The following is a 20179-nucleotide window of genomic DNA, read 5'->3' as shown; positions in this document are numbered from 1 at the left end:
GCCCCGACCGGAGCGCCCAGTGCCCGATCTCTCGCACCATGCCCGTCAACTGCGCGCCGTGGCTGACGCCCTCGAAGCGCAATCCGACCTGACTGAGGACCCCTTGGTCCCTCATCCGGACACCTTGGAGATCATTAACGGTCGTCATACCACTCGCGGGCAAATCAACTACGCCGTCCCCGACGATCTCCAACTGCAGCGGCGTATCCGCCGTTATCACGCGGACCACGGTGTCCAGCACGGCGACATCGTCGCGCTAGCCCTCGACGCCTTTCTTCGTGCCAAGGGCTACCCGCCTGTCCTCAAGCCCACCAAGGTGGACCCGTCGTGAGCGGAGCGGACGAGCAACTCCTGCTGGAGCGCGTCGCTCCTCAGTGCCAGCCCGTGAACACGGGCGCTAAACAACTCTCGCTTCTTGGGGAGCCGATGCCGATTCGGCTCCCTGCGGAACTTTGGCGTGCCTGGTTAAACGACGAGGACGTTGTCGCACGGTTCGAAGTCAAGCGTTACGTCAGGTCGGCGGATCAATGCTGGCCGTGGTGCCACGCCGTCAGCTCTACCGGCCACGGTTCCTTTCGTGCCGCGAGCCTTCCTGGACCGTCCCGTCGTGGAACCGTGCCGGCTCATCTGTTCGCCTACCAACTCGCCAACGGAGTAATAGACCGCACTGGCTGGACCGCTGCCGAGGACCCTGTCGTGTGCCACACCTGCGACTTCCATGGCTGTACCAATCCGGCCCATCTTCGGCTCGGAACGCCAGCGGAGAACCGTGCGGAGTGGTCGCTGCGAAGGCGCAATCCCCACGGCCCTCTTGCAGATACGCGTGGGGCGGCTGGGCGGACACGTGCCATCGCTCAGGCGATTCGTGCCGGGCTCGAAGCGGGACAGTCGCCCGAGAGGATCGAGCAACTCATCCGGGCTGCAGAGGAGGCGGGCCGCCCCCTCACCCTCTGGTGAAGTACTGCGGGCGGCGTTCCTCCCGGCTGCCGATCAGTGGAGACCGCACCGCACTGCGGGCAAGGTCGGCCGCCCTTTTCCTCTCCGCCCCACGTCGCGGAGAAACACTGACCGTCCTGCCCGGCGCTCCGTCCGACGGCCCTCCATCTCTCTCTTCATGGGAGGGATTGGGGGCCGATCTCCACGGCATCCCACCACACCAGGCCAAGCCCGGCACCCGACCGCGCCCTGTCGTGACGGGCGGACAACAGGTTCGTTGTCTCGTGACCGACGTCTGTTGAGGCTTGCTCAGGGATCAGTGGAACCCAAGATGAGTCAGTTCAGGCTGTGAGCGTGAGCCACGGCAAACGCCGCTGCCTGCGCAAGGGAATCTGCAACGGGTACGCCGCTGCGGCGGAGGATGTCTGGGTGCGTTAGGCCGCCGGCGTAGGGCACGGGGTGAACCTGGTTGGCGAGAGCAGCCCGGACATCATCAACAGCATCACCGATGAGAACGATCGGGCGGTTCCCGATGGTCCGTTGCAGCATCGCCACGTGCTTCGCGAGAGGCTGTCGCTTACTCCGGGCGGAGGGGCCCGTACGTCCCTCGACGCGCAGGAACAGGGAGGCGATGCCCATGTCGGCGATGTGACGGGTCAGCCCATTGTGGGCGCTCAGCGACAGCACGGAATGGCTGCAACCGCTACGGATCAGCCTCGCAAGGAGGTCCTCGGTGCCAGGCACGAGCTGGGCTGGCGGTCGTCGGGAGTGGAAGGTCTCGAACGCCATGTTCGCCTGCGTTCGCTCCCGATCGGTGAGAGCGCGACCGAGTATCGCTGCACACAGGGCGGGGGCAGATGTGGCGAAATGGCGCCGGATAGTGTCGAGATCGACCGGCTCTGTGCCCAGCGAAGCCAGGGCTGCGTTCACTGCGCCGACCTGACGCTGGACGTCGTCGGCGAGCGTGCCTCTCCATCCCCACACGAGGTGTGGCCGGTTGAAGTTCCGTGGCACGGGACGTGGCTTCCTCTCTTGATCAGGTGAAGGGTAAGGCTCTGTTGTTGAGGAAGAGACATTCACCGATGTCAGATTCTGTGAAGATCCGCCATCAGGGCCTGGATACAGTGGTAGTCCCTCTCGATCGCCCCGGACCTCGCATGCGCAAGGACGATCTCGCAGGCATCCCCGCCGGGCAGGGGCGGCGCACTCCTGGAGATGAACGAGCTCGGGTCCACGTCTACACACGCCGTGGTGGGCAGTGCGGCAAAGGTCTGCAGCAGCCCAGGCCCAGGTACGCCTCTCTGCGGAACGTTCACGCAGATACGAGCCACGCGGTAGCGAGGGACGTCGCTACCGGCTCGGTAGGTGGAGAGGGCTCCGTCCAACGTTGCGTCGATCGGGTCGAGCCCCGATATCTCCCACACGGCCTCATCGGCACGCGATCGGTTGGTGACGACGCTGGCGGACAGCAGGACCGGGCCGCGCTCAGGATCGAACGCGACGTGGCATGACATCGGCCCCGATGCCACGCCGAGGGCGTCCAGAGCACTGCACACATACAGGGACAGCCGGCGGGCCAGGAGATCGTGCCGGTGGAGTAGGTCGGTTCGGGCGAGCAGTCCCGTTGGAGCGTGAAGGTCTGCCCAGATGCCGGTAACAGCGTGCTGAGGACCGTCTGGGCCGAGCCGCGTGACGCTGTCGACCACGTAGTGCCGCCCCTCCACTGGCTCTCGCAGGACGAGGGAGGCGTCCCCGCTGTAGCGGTAGGCAGACTCCTGTAGCTGCGGCCAGACAGCTGTGATCTGCTGCTTCGTAGAGCAGATGACCGGCCGCCCAGGCACACCGATCGCGGCGGAGGCCAGCTGGTAGGCAGACGCCTGATGGCAGTCGGTCCACGCAAGGGCCTCGGCGACGCTGGCGGTGCGCAAGGCGCGGGGCGCGGTAATCCCTGCCTGGGACAGGGCTTCTGGCTGAACACCGCGGTCCGTTCGGAGCTGGGTCGATCCAGGGATGCCGCTGCCGGGGAGTCGGAGTTGCCAGGCGATGCGCTCGGCCAGCTCAACGCCTACCGGGCTTGCGGCCACCACGGCATCGACTCCGACGGTCCGCAGCTTCTTGACGGTGCGACGCAGGTCTCCGGCGTACTCGATGACGTCGGAGTATCCCTCGTCGGGCGCAACACCGCTGTATGCAGGAGGCCGTGCGTCAAAGCCCAGGATGACCGCGACGGCGTCGCGTCCCCGCCGCGCCAGCACGTCAGCGTAGCCGGAGCCGGCTTGCGGAGCGATGACCGCGACGGCCGTCGTCCCAGCCGTATAGGGGGCAGGAGCCGCGACTGCAGCGCGGGCGATGGTCATCGGGCAGCCTCCAGGGCAGATCGATGCGGGGCGGTGGTAGAGATCACCGTGTGCAGCTCGTGGTGTGGGCGGGGCGGGAGATACGGACGGAGAGGTGGTCGGCGACCAGGTCGAGTCGTTTCGCGCAGTCCGCGGCCGTGGAGCCGGTGACGATCCAGTGCGCGATGCGGTCGTCGATGCTGGCGCGCGGTGGCGCGGTCACCTGAGTGCCGACGTCGCGCGTCCAGACGAGCCGTTCAAGCCACAGCTGATCTTGTATGGCTCCGTGTAGGTCGAGCTGTTCGACGTAGCCGGATTGGTCGGGGTACAGGAAGCCGATCGCGGCGGCTTCCGAGCGGGTCGGGGTCAGGTCGGGTATGTCGCCTGCGGCAAGGGTTGCCAGTGCCTGGGGCAGGTTGACGCCGGTAGCCCGTTCGACGAGGAGCGGGATGAGGTCTCCTGCGGGTCGGCCGTTGACCTCGATCACCCGGGGACCGTCGGTGGTTATCCGCAGCTCGATGTGCAAGACGCCCCGGGTGAGCCCGAGAGCCTGCACTGCTGCGGTCACGATGTCGGCGAGGACGGGGTCGGTGAGCAGTGGGTCCGCTGCGTCGACGCTGTGTGCGATCTCCTGGAACTGCGGTTCGGGGCCCAGGGTCTTGCGGGTGATGGCCACGATCTGCAGCTGCTCCGGGCCGAGGACCACGGTCTCCACACTGATCTCGGGACCGCGCAGGTATTCCTCGACCAGGGCGCCGGGCACGGACCAGGCCTCCAGGCCCAGGACGCTGTCCACCAGAGCACGGTGGAAGGCCGCGCGTACGTCCTCGTCGCTGTCGGCCCGCAGGACTCCCGCGCTTCCAGCCCGGCCTCGCGGCTTGACGACGACGGGGTAGCCCAGTCGGCGGGCGATCTCCACCCCCTGGTCGGCGTCCTCCGCAAGGAACGAGCTCGCAGAGGGGACCCCGTGCGCTGCCAGAAGGCGCCTCGTGGTGGCCTTGTCACGGCAGGCAGTGGCCGCTGATGGGGAGTTGCCCGGCAGTCCGAGTTGGTGTGTGAGCCGCGCCGTGAGTTCGACGAAGTGCTCCATGTAGGTGGTCACGCCGACCACACCGAGCTGGACCGCGGCAGTCTTGAGGAAGGTCTCCGCGGCCTCATGGTCGCGCAGGTCGACGGCCGTCTGGGCGGCCAGATATGGGCGGGCCCAATTGGGTGGGGCCTGGTCGACGAGCACCACGGGTCGGACGCGGGCGATCTGGCGCAGTACGTACTCACGGAATTCGGGTGCTCCGGCACCCAGCAGCAAGATCGGGCGGGCAGAGAGGTCTTGCTTGCCGGACGACTGCGCATCGGTTGCGCTTGCCTTCATTGCGGTGCGGCCTTTCACATCGAGGAACCGGGGGCTGCTCTGTGCGGTGTGCGCAGTCGTCCGCAACCTCATGACGAACCTCCATTGGCGGAAGGCCAACGCGACGCGTACGACCCGAGCCCAGCCGATGGAGCAGTAGGTCGAGCGAGTGCGAGGCCGTACAGCCGGCCGGCGGTCCACCACCGCGTGAGTCCCAGTCCCGACAAGGCCAGTTCGCACCGCACTCCCTGTTCGCGGAACTTGGCCGACACCTCCGTCCGTATCTCCTCGCCGACCGCGAAGTCGACCGCCAGGTCGAGGGCGGGAATCTTGACGGTCTGGACTGTGCGGGACCGCAGCCGCATCTCGATCCACTCGTTGGCCGCGTCCCACCGGGCCACGTGATCGAAAGCATCGAGATCGAAGTCGGCGCCAAGCGCACGGTTCACGACGCTGAGTACGTTCTTGTTGAACGCCGCCGTCACGCCGGCCGCATCGTCGTACGCGGCGAGCAGCACCCGCTCGTCCTTGACCAGGTCGGTGCCGAGCAGAAGTGAGTCGTTGGGCGAGAGCAAGGAGCGTATGGACGACAGCAACGTGGCGCGCTCGGATGGCAGAAGGTTGCCGATCGTGCCGCCCAGAAACGCCACGAGCCTTGGCCCGGGCGTGCCCGGCTGGGCCAAGCCCGCTGTGAAGTCGGCGATCAGTGCGTGGACGTTCAGGCCGGGCCTCTGCCCAACCAGCGCGTGTCCCGCCTGGGTGAGCGCGCTCTCGCTGACGTCCACCGGCACATACGTGTCGAGGTCGGGCATGGCGTCCAGCAGGTGCCGCGTCTTCTCGGACGAGCCGGAACCCAGCTCGATCAGGGTGCGCGCGCCGGTCGCCGCGGCGATGTCGGCGGATCTGGCGATCAGCAATTCGCGCTCGGCGCGTGCGGGGTAGTACTCGGGCAGCTCGGTGATCTTCTCAAACAGCTCGCTGCCGTGTTTGTCGTAGAACCACTTCGGCGGCAGCGTCTTCGGGGTGCGGGTAAAGCCGCGCAAAACGTCGGCGCGCAGGGCCGCATCCGTGGCTTCCTCGGGCAGGGTGCGGGTGATCAGGAATGGGCTCACAGAGTGGGCTCCTTGGCGCGTTCGGGGTCAGGCGTGGGCGGTAGCGAGTGCAGGAACGTCGGGTGGAGGCGCCTTCGGGCAGTGCCGAGAATGAGCGCGCCGGCAGCTGCTCCGGCGGGGAGGAGGAGCTGTGTTTGCGTGATGCCTGCGGCAGCTGTGCCGATGGCGCACCCGATGTCCAGGGCGGCGACCAGAAGGGCGTGGGCTTCCGTGGCGTGTCCAGCCGGTGCGAACGTGCTGGTCATGACGAAGGCCGCGCCGAGCAGGGGGGCCATGGCCAAGCCGGGGATCGCTGCGGAGTACAGCGTCGTTGCGGGGCTTTCTGCGACGATCATGGGGAGCCAGCCGACGGCGAATCCGGCTGACAGGACGATCAGGTGCCTGCCTGCGCTTCCGCGCCAGGCTCGGGCCCCGTAGGCAAGCCCGCCCAGGACAGCCCCGATCGAGAGGGTCGCAGGCAGGCCTCCGGACAGTTGCGGGGCATCGAACTGATCAGCCGACTGCACGGCCAAGGGGGTGAGGGCACCGATGGTGACTCCGACACACGCCATCCCCGCGTACAGCACCCGCAGGCTCTGCGACCGAATCGGCCCGAGCCAATCGGGTTGGCGGGCAGCGGAGTTGGCACCGACGGCGCGGGAGGCTGGCGTGCAGACGAACAGGGCGGTGCCGATGGCGCCGACGGCAGCGGTCGCCACGAGGGCGCCGGAAGCCGACGTCGCCGTGGCGATGGTGGCCACCAGCAGTGGTCCGACGACGTAAATGAGCTCCTCAGTCGCGGAGTCCAGGGCCAGCGCCACCCGCTGATGGGCAGGCGACGGCATCATCCCCCCGGCACCCCACAACGTTCTGAGTGCTGGGTCCAGCGGCGGCCGTGTTACTCCCGCGACCACCACAGCGGCCATCGCCCACCAGGCCTCCGTAGGCCCGGTGGCCAGGGCGAGGAAGGCCGTACCGCTCAGGGCGGCGCCAGCGGTGAGCGTTCGCCTCTGGCCGTACTGGTCGACCAGGCGGGCATAGCAGGGGCCTCCGATGGCGTTGGCCACCAGGTACACCGCGGCAAGTAGGCCGGCGGACGTTCCGAATCCGGCTCCGTGACCGGCGCTGAGGAGAATCGCCAGCGGGGCCATGCCGGTCGGCAGGCGCCCGATGAGCGTGCCGACAAGCAGCTGCGCCACGTGGGGCACCTGCAGGACGTCGCGGTACCGGACCGTGGGGAGTGATCTGCTGGCGGGCGTTCGCCCGCGTTCCAGTACCGTCACGGCTGCCGTGCCTGGACCTGTCCGCCGGTGATAGCTGGCGGCGAATCCGGCGCAGTGGCCGCGGGGTGGAAGGACTGCTCCCATCCGGGGGTGTTCCACCAGGCGCTGTGGGCAAGGCATCGCAGGGCCCAGCCCATGGCGCCGACCTGCCCGTTGAAGAGGTCTTCGTTGGTGGCCGCGGCGAGTTCTCGCTTTTGATTCCACTCGGTGTAGAGGTCGAGCATTCCCGCCGCGAGTTTCCTCTCGGCAAGGCAACCTGTGGCCTCGACTTCGGCGAGACGCCGGGCAACGAACTGCGCGAATCTGGCGTCGCGCTCGCGGGCCCAGTTGTCGTCGGGAGGTAGGGCCGTGAACCGAAGCCTCGTCTGCCTGTGTGTCCCGTTCAGCATCGTCTGACGCGGCGTCCTCATCGCGAGTCCACCAGGTGTGTGTCGCATCGTGCGTCGTACTCCTTCTGTAGCGGTGGGATGTGACGGTGTGTGGAGGGCGATCCGCCTTGCCGGTCTGCACGTGGTCGGCGCGTAGGCGGCGATTCCGGGGCAGCTGAGCGAGCACAGGCGATCGGCCCGCGGCTCGTGACGAGCCGCGGGGTGGTGTTGCAGGCCGCGACGGCGCGGCCGGACGTGGTGAGGCCCTTCACGCATAAGTCCGTGGTGTGCGTGACGGGCGGTGCAGGAGCGCGGCCAACGGCAGGCAGAGTGCTGCCCCGAGGAGTCCGGACATGAGGGTCGTCACGGCGACGAGGTGGTGGCCGCCGTGGGCGAGGGCCCATCCGCCGAGTGCGGGGGCGCACAGAACCGCGGCCGCGAGCGTGGTGCCCCAGATTCCCGCGTAGACGCCTCGGCTCGACGGCGGCGCGAACCGGTTGAGGACATCGGTGGCGGCGACGAAAGCGATGATCTCGCCTGGTACAGCCAGCGCCGCGGCTGCGCTGTATCCGATGGTCGAGGACGCAAGTCCTGCGGAGCCCATCCCTGCACCGAGGATCAGCCCGCTCGTGCCGAGTAGCCCCACCATGGGGTCGGGGCGCCTGGCGCGCCGTACGAGCCAGGGATTGAGAAGCGGCGACAGTCCGATCACAGCGGCGGCGCTGGCGACCTGGGTCCATCCGTAGGCCGTGGGCGGCAGGCCGTCCTGGGCCATCATCATCGGGAGCACGGAGAACAGGGCAGCGACTGGGATCAGCGTCAGAAGGCTCGCCAGCCACAGGAGCCACAGGAGGGGGTCGGTAAATGCTTCCTGATGCCCTTTCGGCCTGAGTGCCTGTGCCGGGGTGGCCGGTGGGATGACACGAAGTACGACGATGGCGAATGCGGCGCACACGAGTGCGTTGCACCAGAACAGCGCCGGGATGCCGATCGGCCCTGCGAGGGCTCCGCCCACAAGCCCGGTGGTGGCGGCGCCCAGGTTGACGGCGAAGTGCCTCCAGCCGGTGATGCGGGCACGACCCGGTTCGTCCGGGATGGTGTCGGCGACAAGGGCAGACACGATCGGGCGGGGCGCGTCGTAGACAAGGCCGGAAAGGGCAGCGGCAATGCCGAGGGCCATCGGGGTGCGTGCCTCGGCGAGGAGCGGGAAGCTCACCGCGGCGAGCGTCATTGCGCTCGTGAGGGTGGCCCGGCGGCCGATCCGGTCGGCCAGCCAACCGCACAGCAGTTGGCCGGTGAACCAGCCGGCGCCCCATAGCGCCAGGACCGTGCTCGCAACCGCAGTGTCCAGATGCAGGTCATCCAGGCGGTAGGGCAAGTACGGGTAGACGAATCCCGCGGCGCGCACGGCGAATGTCCCGATGAGCAGCGCCCAGATGACCGGAGGCCACCCTTTCGGCGCTAGGGACGGGGGTGACTTGATCGGTGTCTGGGCGGATGAGGTGATCGCGGGCACAGGGACTCCAGTTAGCCGAGGGCTGCGGCGCCTCACGGCACGGGGGTGGGGACCGGAATGAGTGGTCCGGTCAGCTCCCGTCGTCGCGATCAGTCCTTGCGTGGGGCTGAACGCCTGTTGATGCCAGGGGCGTTGGGTTGGAGACCCGGGGCCCAACTCGGTGTTCGGCTTGAGCCAGGTCACGCACAGGCAGCCGACTGCCAGGAGTCCGGACTGCTGGCCCAGGGCGGTCACAGCAGAGGAGCGCGGTGCGGTCGAACGTCACGGATCGCACCGCGCCATTCACCGACGGCTCTCGTTCTCGGCGGTCGGACAGGGCCTGCAGGGGCGTGCCCGGTGGTTCGCGGAAGAGCTGGGGCCGCCGCTGCCGGAGTCGCGCGAAGGCCTTCAAGCGAGTGGTACGCCGGTGTCGAAGGATGTCCACGGATGTCTCCGTACGAAGTGGAGGCGAAGCTTCTCGGCGGCTGTTACCGATCTCTGCCGTGCAACGGGCCCGGCGGCCGCATCACGGGTGCCGTGCACTGCGATGCGCGTCGAGATGCGGGGGCTGGGCGGCGGAGGGGCGCCACCGCAGCCTGCGGTGGCGCCCCTCGGGGAGCCGAGGACCGTACGGGGGGTGGGTCCTCGACTGGTCTGGCCGGCGAGTCAGAACGCGGCAGCGCCGGCCCGGTCTCAGTGAGTGCGCCGCAGGTGACTTACGGGCGCTTCGGGTACGCCGGGGGCGGGGAGACCTCGTAGGGGTTAACGCAGTAGTAGATTGCGTACCCGCGCACGCGCTTGCCGTCCGATCGGCGTGTCACGGTCCCACGGGAGTACCAGGTCTTCTCCTTGACCTTGTAGGCGAACTGGTCGACCCGGACCTTGTCGCCCTTGTAGCCGATGCCGACCACCGTGCTGCCCTTGCTCGGGCTCTTGTGGAACTTCACGGCACTGCACGACACCTTCATGGTCCCGGTGTCGTACGCCTGCGCCGCCGGCGCAGCGGCCAGGCCCCCACCGGCGATCATGAGGCCGAGTGCTCCTGCCGCAATCCTGCGGCGGTTCAGGACGATCAAGGTGGTCCCCTCACAGATGCTCGGGCGGCATTCCTGGATGCGGGGTCATCGGAGCGCGTCCGCGCCCCTCCCGAATGGCGGTCGGCGGGCATGAGAGCGCCACCGCTCTCCACATCCATAAACACCTGTAGATAACAGGCCTCGACCATAGCCGTCGATCCTCGACAGGTCGACCCCTTTTCATAAACAGGTGGAGAGAGGCGGCGGGATTGGCGAGCGGGGGCTGTAGAGCAATCCATCGCGAGAGCCGCCAGGGTGGGCCGTCGGTCGGAGGTCAGGGCAGGTCCGCCCACTAGTCCGATATGTGCTAGATTCACCTAAACACCTGTGGAGAAAGAGGCAAGGGCAGCCTGCGGCTTCTCATCCTGTGAGAGGGTCACAGGAAGCACGATCCACATCGGTGGACTAGACCTATCTGTGGGCTCAGAGCTGCAACGCGAGAGCGCTTGACGCGACCTGCCCGCGAAGTGATATTCACGTGCGTGGATGGCGACAGGGTTCGCGTATCTTCCGCATAATGATCAAGCCACGCAGGAGAGGGGGAGGGGCCGACGATGCCCGAAACCGGCGGTGACGGCGCCAACGAGCCGCCGCGCACGCTCGCGGAGAAACTGTCACGGCTCCGTGAAGCACGCGCGCCTGAAGGCGGGAGGCCGCCATCCTGGGACGCGCTGGCAAAGCAGATCGCCGACGCGACCGGCGTTGCAGTCTCGGGCGCCTACCTCTGGGAGCTGGGAACCGGCAAGCCAGGGACCAACGTGACCCTGAAGCACCTCAAAGCCTTCTCGGAGTTCTTCGGCCGTCGCGTCTCCTACTTCGTCGATGACGAGGTGGCTTTCGAGGACGACGCGCAAGCGCAGCTGGCTCTCCTGGAGCAGCTGCGGCGTCTGGGCGTCAAGCAGATCCGGCTGCAGAACATGGAGGGCGACGCCGGTCCCGAGGCGGTCACGGACCTCCTCGGGCGGCTGCAAACGCTCGACATTCTGCGTGACACAGATGTCCGGGACATCGCCCTACAGGTAACCCGCTTGACGGCTGAGCAGCGTGAGGCCCTCGGCAGCCTCGCCAGTAAGCCCTCACTACTTGATGCTCTCCCCCGCACGATTGGCCTACTCGAAGCGGCGACTGGGCTCACTGACGAGCAGATCACTTCGGCCACCTGGGCCCTTGGCCAGCCCGACGCCTTCCAAGCCCTCCAGGACGAGGGCGTATTGAAGATCGCGCGACAGTGCCACGAATTGCTGCCGTCGAGCAGGGACGCCGTCCTGTCCATGATCGCGCAGCTTGGGCGCCTGGAAAGCGGCAAGGCATAGGAGTTGGGCCGCCCCCGAAGGGACGGCCCCCACACTCCTGCCCGGCCTAAGCGGCCTCGCCGCCATCGCGGTACGGACCCAACCGGAGGTATTCCGCAATCAGTTCACGCGGAAGTAGGGGCATCAACCGGCTCGCTGCATCGAGTGTCATCTCGTCCGCTTCGTCCACCGAGCCAGCCTCTGGTACTGACCAGCCCTGGAGCTCATCCGAACCTGCGGAGACGGGATGAAAAATCACGGTTCCGTCCGCAGTAGCGAGCCATATCCCACTCGGAGCACCCCGCTCGCTCTCCTCGCCGCGGCCGGCGAGGACTTGTCCCCGTTTCCCGTTATGCCGGATCTCACCCTTTTCGGCAGGATCCGCGAATTCTTGCGGATTCAGAGAGCCCGCGCCTCGCGGCCCCCTATCCAGCACTCCGTTTCGATTTTCCCGCCGGTTCCCGCCCGGCTCCGTCATCGATATCGCCCCCGCGGTCTATTCTTTCCTTCTGTGCATTGCGCGACTGCGGCTCATTCCCCGATAAGTACACGCGCTCTTCTCCCGTTCAATGCGGGGTGAAACTTTGCTCGGTCCGGAGAGCCCGGCCGCCCTCCTGGTACACGATCCCAGGCGCGACAGCATCGAGCCATCCGGCGCGCGGCATCCCGGTCGATTCGGACGATCGCCCTCCCCGCGCTTTGATTCCTACCCTTGCGAATATGCCTTCGTCAACGAGGAAACACAGAGAGTCGCATACAGCACCTCCGTTTCTCACGTGGTGAGAAACGGGCCCCTCAAACGCATCTCATGTGGTGAGAAACCGGTTCCCTTTCTCACCACATGAGAAACGGAGGGGTTTGCAAATGCTTTACGGAAGCGTCAACTCCATCGCATAACCTGGAAAGGCAGACATACCCAGATCCAGCCCACAGGGAGAAGTGTGCGCGCCATCAGGATGGAGCAGTTCGGTGGTCCGGAGGTGCTACAGGCGGTCGAGGTCCCCGACCTTGAGCCACGAGGCGCCCATCACCTCTTGCAGGTGAGCCGTGCAGGGGTGAACTTCGCCGATATGCACGTGCGGGGAGACGACTATCTGGCCCCCGTGACGCTGCCCTACATTCCGGGCAACGAGGTGGTCGGCCGCACGGCAGAAGGCAAGCGCTTCGTCGGGCTCACCCAGGGCGGTGGCTACGCCGAGCAGGCCCACGTCCACCGCCGCACTTCGTGGGAAGTACCCGCCCACGTGAGCGATGAGCAGGCAGTTGCCCTGTGTCTGCAGGGCAACTCGGCCTACCACCTTCTGCACACCGTCGCCGATGTGCAGAAGGGCCAGACCGTGGTGATTCCAGCCGCTGCGGGCGGTTTGGGCTCCATAGCCGTCCAGTTGGCCAAGGGCATCGGCGCGAAGGTGATCGCGTTGGCGAGTACCAAGGAAAAGCGCCAACTCGCGGAAGACCTCGGTGCGGACGCAGTCGTCGATTCCACCAGCGAGAACCTCACCGAGGAGATCAAGGAGGCTGCGGGCGGCCCGGTCCAGGTCGCCCTGGAGATGACCGGCGGACCCACCTTCCACTCCATCGTTGCCGCCCTCGCCCCGCGCGGCCGGCTGGCCGTGTACGGATACGCGTCGGGCCAGACGACGGACGTGTCGACCAAGGTGCTGATGGAGCGCTCAATCGCCGTCATCGGATTCTGGCTGCCGTCGCTGTACAGCGACCGGAGCGCGTTGCCCACCAGTATGAACGCGCTGTTCGACGCTGTGCGGGGCGGCTCGCTGCGCCCGGTCCTCGGCCAGGTCTACCCGTTGAGCGAGGCAGGTGCTGCCCACGCGGCTCTGGCCGCTCGCACGCACACCGGGAAGCTCTGCCTCGATACCGTCGGGTAGTTAAAACCTCAAGTTTTCCTCAAATTGCCACCCGTCTGGAACACGAGTGCGACGTGAGACGTCGTTCAACTAGGCGTCCATGTGAGGGACTCGGTGGGCCGCACTCCGGCGGCGAGCGCGGCCCACCCGACGGGAGGTAGCGGCTGCATGACCGGCAACGAAATCTCGAACACCTCTGAGACGGGATCACGCCTCGTCGACAGATTCATGCGCGTCCAGAAAGCCTTCGCTCAGCTCGGAGGCGAGGTGCACGGCACAGGCGAGATAGCCAAGGCGGCCGGCCTGGACGACTCCACGACCTCCCGCATCCTGCAGTCCGGCGTCTACGGTGGCTTTTTCGAGCGCGTTGGCCATGGCAAGTACCGACTCGGTGCCACTGCGGCGCACCTCGGCATGCACGCGCTCGCCCACGCACCGGCCAAGGACGAAAACACGCACGCGATCCTGGAGGAGCTGCGCGAGGCGACCGACGGCGGCTTGGTCTTCCAATACATGCTGGCACCTTTCGGGGGCGCCCAGCGTCAGTGCATAGACATGGCCGTGGGTGATTCGGACCTGGTGGAACTCGGTATGACCGCCCTCGACATCCTGTCCATCACACGCTCGCTCCGGACCGGAGCCAGCGGCCGGACCATCCTCGCCTACCTTCCTGAGAGCATCCAGGAACTGGTTCTGGCCGAACCGATTCCGGCCGAAGCCGGTCCGGGCGTTTACCGCGACGACGATGAGCTCCTCGCCTCGCTCGCAGACGTCCGCGACCGCGGCTACGCCCTCGGCTACGAAGAGTGCATGCCCCTGTGGAACTCGTGCGCGGCGCCCATCGTGTGGGGTGAAGCGATCATGGGGGCTACCCTCTTGCTCAAACCCGCCACGGTCATGCCCGAGGCACCCGACACGGTGATCGAGGCCACGAAAACAGCCGCCTCCAAACTCAGCAACAAACTGAGCCATCTGTCGGAGCCCATGGCCATGATGCTCAGGTCGTGACCCGAAGCCCAGCCCCAGCCAGTGGGGCGCCGGCCTACACGACAGCTGAGCGGACTGCACGAGAAATCGAAGCGCTGACCGGCAATGCTCATCGCTAGGGTGGAACGCATGAGCGGACATCAGGAAGTTCACTCCGTCGCTCGGGTTGCGGCCACCCTCCGGACGGTACTGGCAGGCTTCCGCCAAGGGAGCGAGCGAGCCCTACCTCTGTTGGTCGGAGAGCAGGAGGGCGGCGAGCCGGAGGCTGTCGTCCTGCCCTACGACCTGTTCGTCGCCCTGTGCCGGGGATTGGAGCGAGCCGAGGATCTCGACCTCGGCGATCTCACAGCGAACCGGCTGGCCGATGCTCCGGCCCCTGGAGAGGGGCTGACCACGGAAGCCCTGGCCCGTCTCGTCGCCGAGGCGCAGCCCGAGGACGCCGATGACCTCCTCCGGGCCGGCGGAGCGTCGGCGCACGAGGACTGACGACGATAGGACGGAGAACTCGTGGCGGCGTCCGACCCCTACCGGGGAGATCACCTGACCGAGGTTGGCGCCGACATCCTGAAGCTGAAGAGCTCGCAATTGCGGAAGCTGGCCGTCATCCGCATTGCGCAGCTGACCAGCGGTGAAGCCAAGGGTGAACGTTTGGAACGCATGCCCGACTCCTGGCCGACGGAACTGAGGGACTGCTGGAAGCTGTACTTCGACGAGCAGGAGAATGAGGTAGGCCGACGGCTCAACCAGGCCGCGCCGCGCTATCGCATCGTCTACCGCTTCCTCGATCCCGTGCCGGACCCCAGGGATCGCGACCGGCGGCCACGCCTGCAGGTGCTCGCGGTGGGGCCCCGCTACCAGGCCGAGGCGTACGAGCGAGCCGTCTCCAGGCTCGCTCAACCTGCGGTAGCCGGAGAGCGCTCAGTCCAGCCAGCACGCCGGTCTCCTCAGCGTCGCGAGCAGCCCGCTGGGGAACGGAGGAGGCGAGCCGCCCAGGAAGACCAGAGGCAACAGCCTCATCAGAACCCGGCGCGCCCGCAGCGCCATCACTGAACGTCCCCCCGGCCGCCTTCAGCCCGCTGGCGAGTGCCCGGCGTGAAGCGGCAGACGAGTCGAGCTGTACGCCGGATTCTGTCACCCGGTCGCCTCACGGCGGCCGGGGAGACGGCCATCCATCTAGGGCCGACGTTGCCGCCAGCCTCATGCGGTCTACCCGCGGACTCGGGCGAGCAGCCCTCGAACGTCCGCGCAGGAGCACCTGGGTGCTCCCTCTTGACCTTGCTCCGGGTGGGGTTTACCTAGCTGCCCAGGTCACCCTGGGCACTGGTGGTCTCTTACACCACCGTTTCACCCTTACCTGGGACCGAAATCCCCGGCGGTCTGTTTTCTGTGGCACTGTCCCGCGGGTCACCCCGGGTGGCCGTTAGCCACCACCCTGCCCTGTGGAGTCCGGACGTTCCTCGGCGGGACACATTGGTCCCAACGCGACCGTCCACTCGGCTCGTCTGCCGCGCTGACAATGGTAGAGGACTGAACCGCTGGCCTGCGCCATTCGGTGCCAACCTCATGAACTGTGGTCAGGTAAGCGGGGTCACGTTGCCGAAATCCTGCCCCCATCAAGACCGGACTGTGACTGAGCGCGACACTTGGCCACTCCGAGTGTCACAGTTGGCCGCCATCCGCCTCGCCGTCGCGGGTACGATGGGCCCTCGCTCCGACAGGTTGGCACTGTGCGATCAGGTCCAGCACCTCATCCATGGTGCGTATGTGGTCCGCATAGAACTTGCGGCTCACGGGCCCCGAGCGGTGTCTCGTGCGCGATCGCGTCCCGCCGAGCTCGGCAGGACGGCCACCTCGTTTGCTGGCAGCGCCCAAGCGACCAGGCCAGCCCCCATTACGCAGCGACTCGGCGATGCGTCGACAGCAAGCGTCTCGGCCAGCTGGCCCTCGTCGCCCACCCAGGCGCATTGTGATCCAGCACAAGTCCATGGTCAATTTGCGCCGTAATGCACGAATTGCACCGAAGTGGCACTATTGACATGCACGCCAACACGAGCGGACCCTTGGCCGACCGTGTGGGAAGGAACGTGCCATGCCCTACAAGGTCCAAGAACTCACCGAATCCGAACGGCAACGCATCGCAGAGACGCTGTCCCGTTGGGCCGCTGTCCACCCTCGCAGGAATCTGCCCATCATCGCCTTGGCCGACGGAACCGAGCTCACCCCTGCGGGCATGGCTGAGGCTGTTGCGTCACCTGGCAGCCCTCACGGAGAGTACTTGTTCCGATCGTTCGCTGTTGCTCTAACGGCGGATGATGTGGAAGAGCCAGAGGATCTCGACACAATCCTCGCCGATTACGAGCGCGATGCAGATCAGTGGGCGAAGGAATCGTTTTCTGGAGCGTGACTGGACATGTCCCGCGGCAGCCTGCTCTTTGTCCGTCCAGCAGATGACACTGCAGCAATATGTGCCGCAGACTGGGGGCGCGCCGTCCGACAACTGGCTACAGGTTACGCATCGCATGACCTATGCGGCAGCCAAGCAACAAGGTCAGCGGTTGTGGCTGCCCTTGACGCATCATCGGCTCTTTTCTATTTCGGCCATGGAGCAGCTAATGCTCTCACCTCAAACGGTGAGTCTTTGATTGATGAATTGGATCTAAAGAGGCTCTCTGGACCCGTCGTTGCCGTCGCCTGTTACGCCGCACAGGGCCTCGGTCAGCTCGCCACTGCAAACAGCTCAAGCGTGACGGCATTTCTTGGTTTTGATGACGAGGTCGGCATTCCACTCAAAGTGCCATACCCCATGGGGTGGGCCATCGTGAGTGGCTTGCGGTGTCTCCTAACCAAATCTCATGATATTGGCTGTGCCGGACATGAGCTCAGGGGCGCGTTTGATACCGCCCGGATAGATTACAAGGGAAATGGAGCCAAGTACGGAATGTCTCCGTCTGACGCTCGCACCGCCTGGCTATTCGCAAAGTCCAACCGCTTCAGCGTGCAGATTTATGGCGATTACTCGGTCAAGCTGTGATCAGCCGGAGAGGAAATTTCCATGGCCTTGATTTCAGTAGGATCAATCAAAGACTTCTCAGTGGAGCCGACACCTGAGGCGCCGGGCGCGATAACGGAGGTTGACACTTTCGGCGCCCTGGCGGAGGTATCAACAGAAACGCCTGCAAATACGTACCGCTTCCGAGAGTCGGCCACCCCTCGGGGGCTTGCTGTAGCAAGCATCCGGCTGGAGTCCGGTTTCCAGAGCTTTTTGGCCCGACTGTTTCACCGTACCAGCGATGTCTACTTTGTCGCCTGGTGCTGGGACCTTAGTGGTGAGCCCATCTCTCTCTACCCACCTACCGGCGCAGGAGTAGACAAGTGCCTGATCCCGATGCGCGGCGGAGACGTGCGGGAGTTCATGGGAGCCGGCACAGTGCTATTTCCAGCTCGACGAGTCACAGCCGGGATCGGCGCACGCGTCCAAGTTTGGGAATCAAAACAGGGAACTCGTGATTTCGGTTCATCGATGGCCGCCGTGTCAGAACAGATTCAACAGAGTGAACTCAATTCCTGGCTGACGCTCATTGGGTCCATGGTAGACCCGACTGCAGCGACGATCGCCCTCATTGAAGAGGCTGCGTTGAAGCTGGGAAAGGTAATCGGAACGGCACTGAAGGCCGCAAGTGACGACTACGTCGACTTCTACGAAGGATACTTCCCTGCATCTGCACCATGGACCGCAGGAAAAGAAACCTATAAGGGGATCGACAGCGAACTGGAACTAAGTCGCTTTACTTAGATCCTCTTTTTATCTCAGTCGAAGAGCATGCTGCCGCCGACGGCACGCGGGCGCGGCAACGGCCGCCTACGTCACTCGTCCTAGCGGATCTCCCACCCGTCATGCCGCTCGGCCCGTGTACAGCTCCGTAGCGACCGCACAAGTGAGAGCGGCTAAACGATCGCGAAGAGCTGTCCCGCAAATGGTCGGCGGGGCGGTGGCACCGGTTGCTCAGCGGATACTCGCGAGACTCCGACGTGGCAGCTGTGGCACCTGCGGACATGCCAGAGCTGCGCGTTCATGCAGGCCGCCACTCCACCATCCTCGGACTCGGCGCTGCTGCCAGTTAAGGACGCACCAGCAGGCATAGGCGTCAACCCCAGGACCCCCGCGAGCAGGTGCCAGCCAAACACCGCCGCGAATGGCCAAACATCGCTGAACGTCACAGTCGCGGGGCAGACCGAGTCCCGCAGCGTCCTGACGAGATCACACAGGGCGGGGCCGCGGCCAGCTTCGGCCGCCTGGCGGGCGAGCGGTCAGGAGCGAACTGGGGAGCCTTCAGCGTTTAACACGACCGCGGACTGCAAGGAGGGCCAAGGCGAGAAGCGCCGGCTCTACTAGGCGCGAAGTCATTTCGATATATATTCCAACACGAGTCAGGTCTTGTCCTGCGGAGCGGAAGAGAACGGAATTAAGCGCGGTCCGCCACGCCATCTCAGCCCGTTCCGACGTGAACCGTTCATCCATCGGTCCTGGCGCTGCGCCACCAGGGCCAGGGGTCTCGGTCGTTACATCGATAGCCTGTCCCGCAGTCACGCTACCTCGGGTGCGTGGACTCGGAGCATGACTGGGCATGCCAACCAACATCAGCAGCATGACCGTTAGGCACATGGAGACAACTAGGCAGCCGAGGGCGCGCGAGGCACGCAGACCGTAGCCGGAAACAAACCAGTAGGAGGTTAGAAGAACGCGTTCGCTGTGCGGGCGGTTACGATCGTGGCGACGCATCTCCATCTCACCGTAGTAAAAATCCGCTGCGTCCGGCTCGTTTTTGGCGTCTTCAAAGCCCTTTCGTAGTTGACGGTATGTGGCGGCGAGGTCGCCCGGATCAGCGGTGAGGTCCGAATCTGGGTGGTGCGGTCCTTCCTTCCAGTCTGGATGTGGGCTGAGGCTCGTCGTGGGTAGGGCACGCCAGTGGTGCTCCTCCGCCAGGGTGTCGCGCGAAGTCCATCGCTGCGGCCACAGAAAATGGCGGCGCCAGCCTTGCGGAGTGCGCAGAAAGGTGCAGGTTCCCTCAATGCGCAACTGGTCCAGGTTGAATGCACCGGAAAATCGGCAGTTAACCAGACTGATGTCATTAAGGACAAGATGTCCCGCATCCACCCCATGCAGCGAGATCAACTGAACGGTGGCATCACCTGACAGAACGCCATCGGAAAAATCCTGAATGCCGACGGTGAATCGGGTCGGGTGGGCGATGACCGCGACTGGATTGGTCAGGATGGCATTCGACAAGTCGACCTTGGAGTAACGCAACCGCAGTGTGGCAGTGGACTCCCATTGCGTATGAGTACACGATACGGTCTCTGCCGCAGCCGCGATCGTTACCCCTGTGGCAAACACTGCCGAATCAAGGCCCAGATACCTACATGTCAGCGGACCGAGTGATTTAGCCGTTCCTTCAAAGATGGCCGAGGTGAATAGCGCGTTCTGCTCGAAGTGCACTGCGGTGAATACGATGCGATCCGCAAAGGTTGAACCCCCAAATTCGGCGTCTCCTCGAAAAGAGGCCGATTCGAAGACGGTATCTCCCCTGAAGGTGGCATGCGCGAAATTGGCGAAAGTGAATTTTCCGCGACGGAACCAAGCGGCGCCTTCGAAGGTACTGTTAAATCTGGCGTGCCCGTAGAATTCTGCGCTAGTGAAGTTAGCGCCCTGATTGAAGGTCGCTAAGCTGAAATCTGCGTCCCAGAACCTCGTGTCGGTGAAGTCGGACCACTGGTGAAAGGTAGCCGAGCGGAACGACACGTCGTCGCCCTTGAAGGTCCCCGGGCGATACGGGGAATAGCCATGGTACCTGTGGGGGCTAAAGTCGACGCCGCGCTCGAAGGTGGTCGAGGTGAAGTCCGCTCCGTCGGTGAACGTGGTCGAGGTGAAGTCCGCCCTGTCGGTGAACGTGGTCCAGGCGAAGTCTGCCCCGTCGGTGAACGTGGCCCAACTGAAGTTGGCGGGGCCAAGAATGGGGCGACCTGTCTCCGGATCCGTCGTCGCCGCCATGTCCCGCTTGTCCCGGCATGCCCCGAGCAACGCACCAAGAAGTTCACCGTTGA

Annotated in this window: 17 protein-coding genes, 1 other RNA gene and 1 pseudogene; 9 read left to right on the top strand and 10 right to left on the bottom strand. The window is 65.5% G+C overall.

Features of this window, described 5'->3' with window-relative positions; all coding sequences use genetic code 11:
- Positions 1-19: 19 nt before the first annotated feature.
- Complete coding sequence (locus tag H8R17_RS34490; protein WP_187827158.1) at positions 20-331, top strand: hypothetical protein; 312 nt, start codon at positions 20-22, stop codon at positions 329-331.
- A 941-nt stretch (positions 332-1272) separates the two neighbouring features.
- On the opposite strand, the gene H8R17_RS34480 is transcribed toward H8R17_RS34490, so the two are convergent.
- The 8 genes and pseudogenes from H8R17_RS34480 to H8R17_RS34445 all read right to left on the bottom strand — a co-directional run bounded on the left by H8R17_RS34480 (position 1273) and on the right by H8R17_RS34445 (position 9933).
- Entirely contained in the window at positions 1273-1950 is a 678-nt protein-coding gene (locus H8R17_RS34480; RefSeq protein ID WP_187827157.1) for an HAD family hydrolase, read from the bottom strand.
- A gap of 71 nt (positions 1951-2021) precedes the next feature.
- Complete coding sequence (locus H8R17_RS34475; RefSeq protein ID WP_187827156.1) at positions 2022-3293, bottom strand: hypothetical protein; 1272 nt, start codon at positions 3291-3293, stop codon at positions 2022-2024.
- A gap of 43 nt (positions 3294-3336) precedes the next feature.
- Positions 3337-4641: an ATP-grasp domain-containing protein gene (locus H8R17_RS34470; protein WP_187827155.1), complete on the bottom strand. Its 1305-nt coding sequence runs from the start codon at positions 4639-4641 to the stop codon at positions 3337-3339.
- A 143-nt stretch (positions 4642-4784) separates the two neighbouring features.
- Positions 4785-5732: pseudogene (egtD, locus tag H8R17_RS34465) on the bottom strand (L-histidine N(alpha)-methyltransferase); the annotation flags it as partial.
- The gene (locus H8R17_RS34460; protein ID WP_187827153.1) at positions 5729-6910 is read right to left on the bottom strand and encodes an MFS transporter; all 1182 of its coding nucleotides are present in this window, start codon (positions 6908-6910) and stop codon (positions 5729-5731) included. The pseudogene egtD and the gene H8R17_RS34460, both read right to left, overlap by 4 nt.
- 80 nt (positions 6911-6990) lie before the next feature.
- A complete protein-coding gene (locus H8R17_RS34455) occupies positions 6991-7218 on the bottom strand; it encodes a hypothetical protein (RefSeq protein WP_187827152.1) in 228 nt (75 codons plus the stop codon).
- A 412-nt stretch (positions 7219-7630) separates the two neighbouring features.
- A complete protein-coding gene (locus H8R17_RS34450) occupies positions 7631-8878 on the bottom strand; it encodes an MFS transporter (RefSeq protein WP_399477649.1) in 1248 nt (415 codons plus the stop codon).
- 695 nt (positions 8879-9573) lie between these two features.
- Positions 9574-9933, bottom strand: a complete 360-nt coding sequence (locus H8R17_RS34445) for a hypothetical protein (RefSeq protein ID WP_262505706.1) — start codon at positions 9931-9933, stop codon at positions 9574-9576.
- 554 nt (positions 9934-10487) lie between these two features.
- On the opposite strand from H8R17_RS34445, the gene H8R17_RS34440 reads away from it, so the two are divergent.
- The 5 genes from H8R17_RS34440 (at position 10488) to H8R17_RS34420 (ending at position 15127) form a co-directional block, all read left to right on the top strand.
- On the top strand, positions 10488-11246 hold the full coding sequence (locus tag H8R17_RS34440) for a hypothetical protein (protein ID WP_187827151.1): 759 nt from the start codon (positions 10488-10490) through the stop codon (positions 11244-11246).
- A gap of 920 nt (positions 11247-12166) precedes the next feature.
- The gene (locus tag H8R17_RS34435; protein WP_187827150.1) at positions 12167-13111 is read left to right on the top strand and encodes a zinc-binding dehydrogenase; all 945 of its coding nucleotides are present in this window, start codon (positions 12167-12169) and stop codon (positions 13109-13111) included.
- Positions 13112-13258: 147 nt separating this feature from the next.
- Positions 13259-14098: an IclR family transcriptional regulator gene (locus H8R17_RS34430; RefSeq protein WP_187827149.1), complete on the top strand. Its 840-nt coding sequence runs from the start codon at positions 13259-13261 to the stop codon at positions 14096-14098.
- Between the two features lie 210 nt (positions 14099-14308).
- Entirely contained in the window at positions 14309-14563 is a 255-nt protein-coding gene (locus tag H8R17_RS34425; protein WP_187827148.1) for a hypothetical protein, read from the top strand.
- Positions 14564-14584: 21 nt separating this feature from the next.
- On the top strand, positions 14585-15127 hold the full coding sequence (locus H8R17_RS34420) for a hypothetical protein (protein ID WP_187827147.1): 543 nt from the start codon (positions 14585-14587) through the stop codon (positions 15125-15127).
- A 51-nt stretch (positions 15128-15178) separates the two neighbouring features.
- Here H8R17_RS34420 and rnpB read toward each other — a convergent pair.
- Positions 15179-15578, bottom strand: an RNA gene (gene rnpB, locus H8R17_RS34415) — RNase P RNA component class A.
- Positions 15579-16166: 588 nt separating this feature from the next.
- Between rnpB and H8R17_RS34410 the strand changes: the two genes are divergently transcribed.
- From H8R17_RS34410 to H8R17_RS34400, 3 genes are all read left to right on the top strand, one after another.
- Complete coding sequence (locus tag H8R17_RS34410) at positions 16167-16481, top strand: hypothetical protein (protein WP_187827146.1); 315 nt, start codon at positions 16167-16169, stop codon at positions 16479-16481.
- 153 nt (positions 16482-16634) lie between these two features.
- Positions 16635-17108 (top strand): hypothetical protein, encoded by a 474-nt coding sequence (locus tag H8R17_RS34405; RefSeq protein WP_187827145.1) that lies wholly within the window; start codon positions 16635-16637, stop codon positions 17106-17108.
- A 21-nt stretch (positions 17109-17129) separates the two neighbouring features.
- Complete coding sequence (locus H8R17_RS34400) at positions 17130-17870, top strand: hypothetical protein (RefSeq protein ID WP_187827144.1); 741 nt, start codon at positions 17130-17132, stop codon at positions 17868-17870.
- Between the two features lie 537 nt (positions 17871-18407).
- Here H8R17_RS34400 and H8R17_RS34395 read toward each other — a convergent pair.
- Entirely contained in the window at positions 18408-20126 is a 1719-nt protein-coding gene (locus tag H8R17_RS34395; RefSeq protein WP_187827143.1) for a pentapeptide repeat-containing protein, read from the bottom strand.
- Positions 20127-20179 lie beyond the last annotated feature (53 nt).

The sequence above is a fragment of the Streptomyces sp. TRM68367 genome (assembly GCF_014495685.1).
GTDB lineage: Bacteria > Actinomycetota > Actinomycetes > Streptomycetales > Streptomycetaceae > Streptomyces.
Note: the sequence above shows the minus strand (reverse complement) of the source record. Positions and strands in the feature narration are given on the sequence as shown.

Bases quoted from the DNA above. Each gene is read 5' to 3' on its own strand.
- H8R17_RS34455 (WP_187827152.1), bottom strand. From the start codon at position 7,218: ATGCTCGACCTCTACACCGAGTGGAATCAAAAGCGAGAACTCGCCGCG.
- H8R17_RS34440 (WP_187827151.1), top strand. From the start codon at position 10,488: ATGCCCGAAACCGGCGGTGACGGCGCCAACGAGCCGCCGCGCACGCTC.
- H8R17_RS34430 (WP_187827149.1), top strand. From the start codon at position 13,259: ATGACCGGCAACGAAATCTCGAACACCTCTGAGACGGGATCACGCCTC.
- H8R17_RS34470 (WP_187827155.1), bottom strand. From the start codon at position 4,641: ATGAAGGCAAGCGCAACCGATGCGCAGTCGTCCGGCAAGCAAGACCTC.
- H8R17_RS34475 (WP_187827156.1), bottom strand. From the start codon at position 3,293: ATGACCATCGCCCGCGCTGCAGTCGCGGCTCCTGCCCCCTATACGGCT.
- H8R17_RS34395 (WP_187827143.1), bottom strand. From the start codon at position 20,126: ATGGCGGCGACGACGGATCCGGAGACAGGTCGCCCCATTCTTGGCCCC.
- H8R17_RS34400 (WP_187827144.1), top strand. From the start codon at position 17,130: ATGGCCTTGATTTCAGTAGGATCAATCAAAGACTTCTCAGTGGAGCCG.
- H8R17_RS34410 (WP_187827146.1), top strand. From the start codon at position 16,167: ATGCCCTACAAGGTCCAAGAACTCACCGAATCCGAACGGCAACGCATC.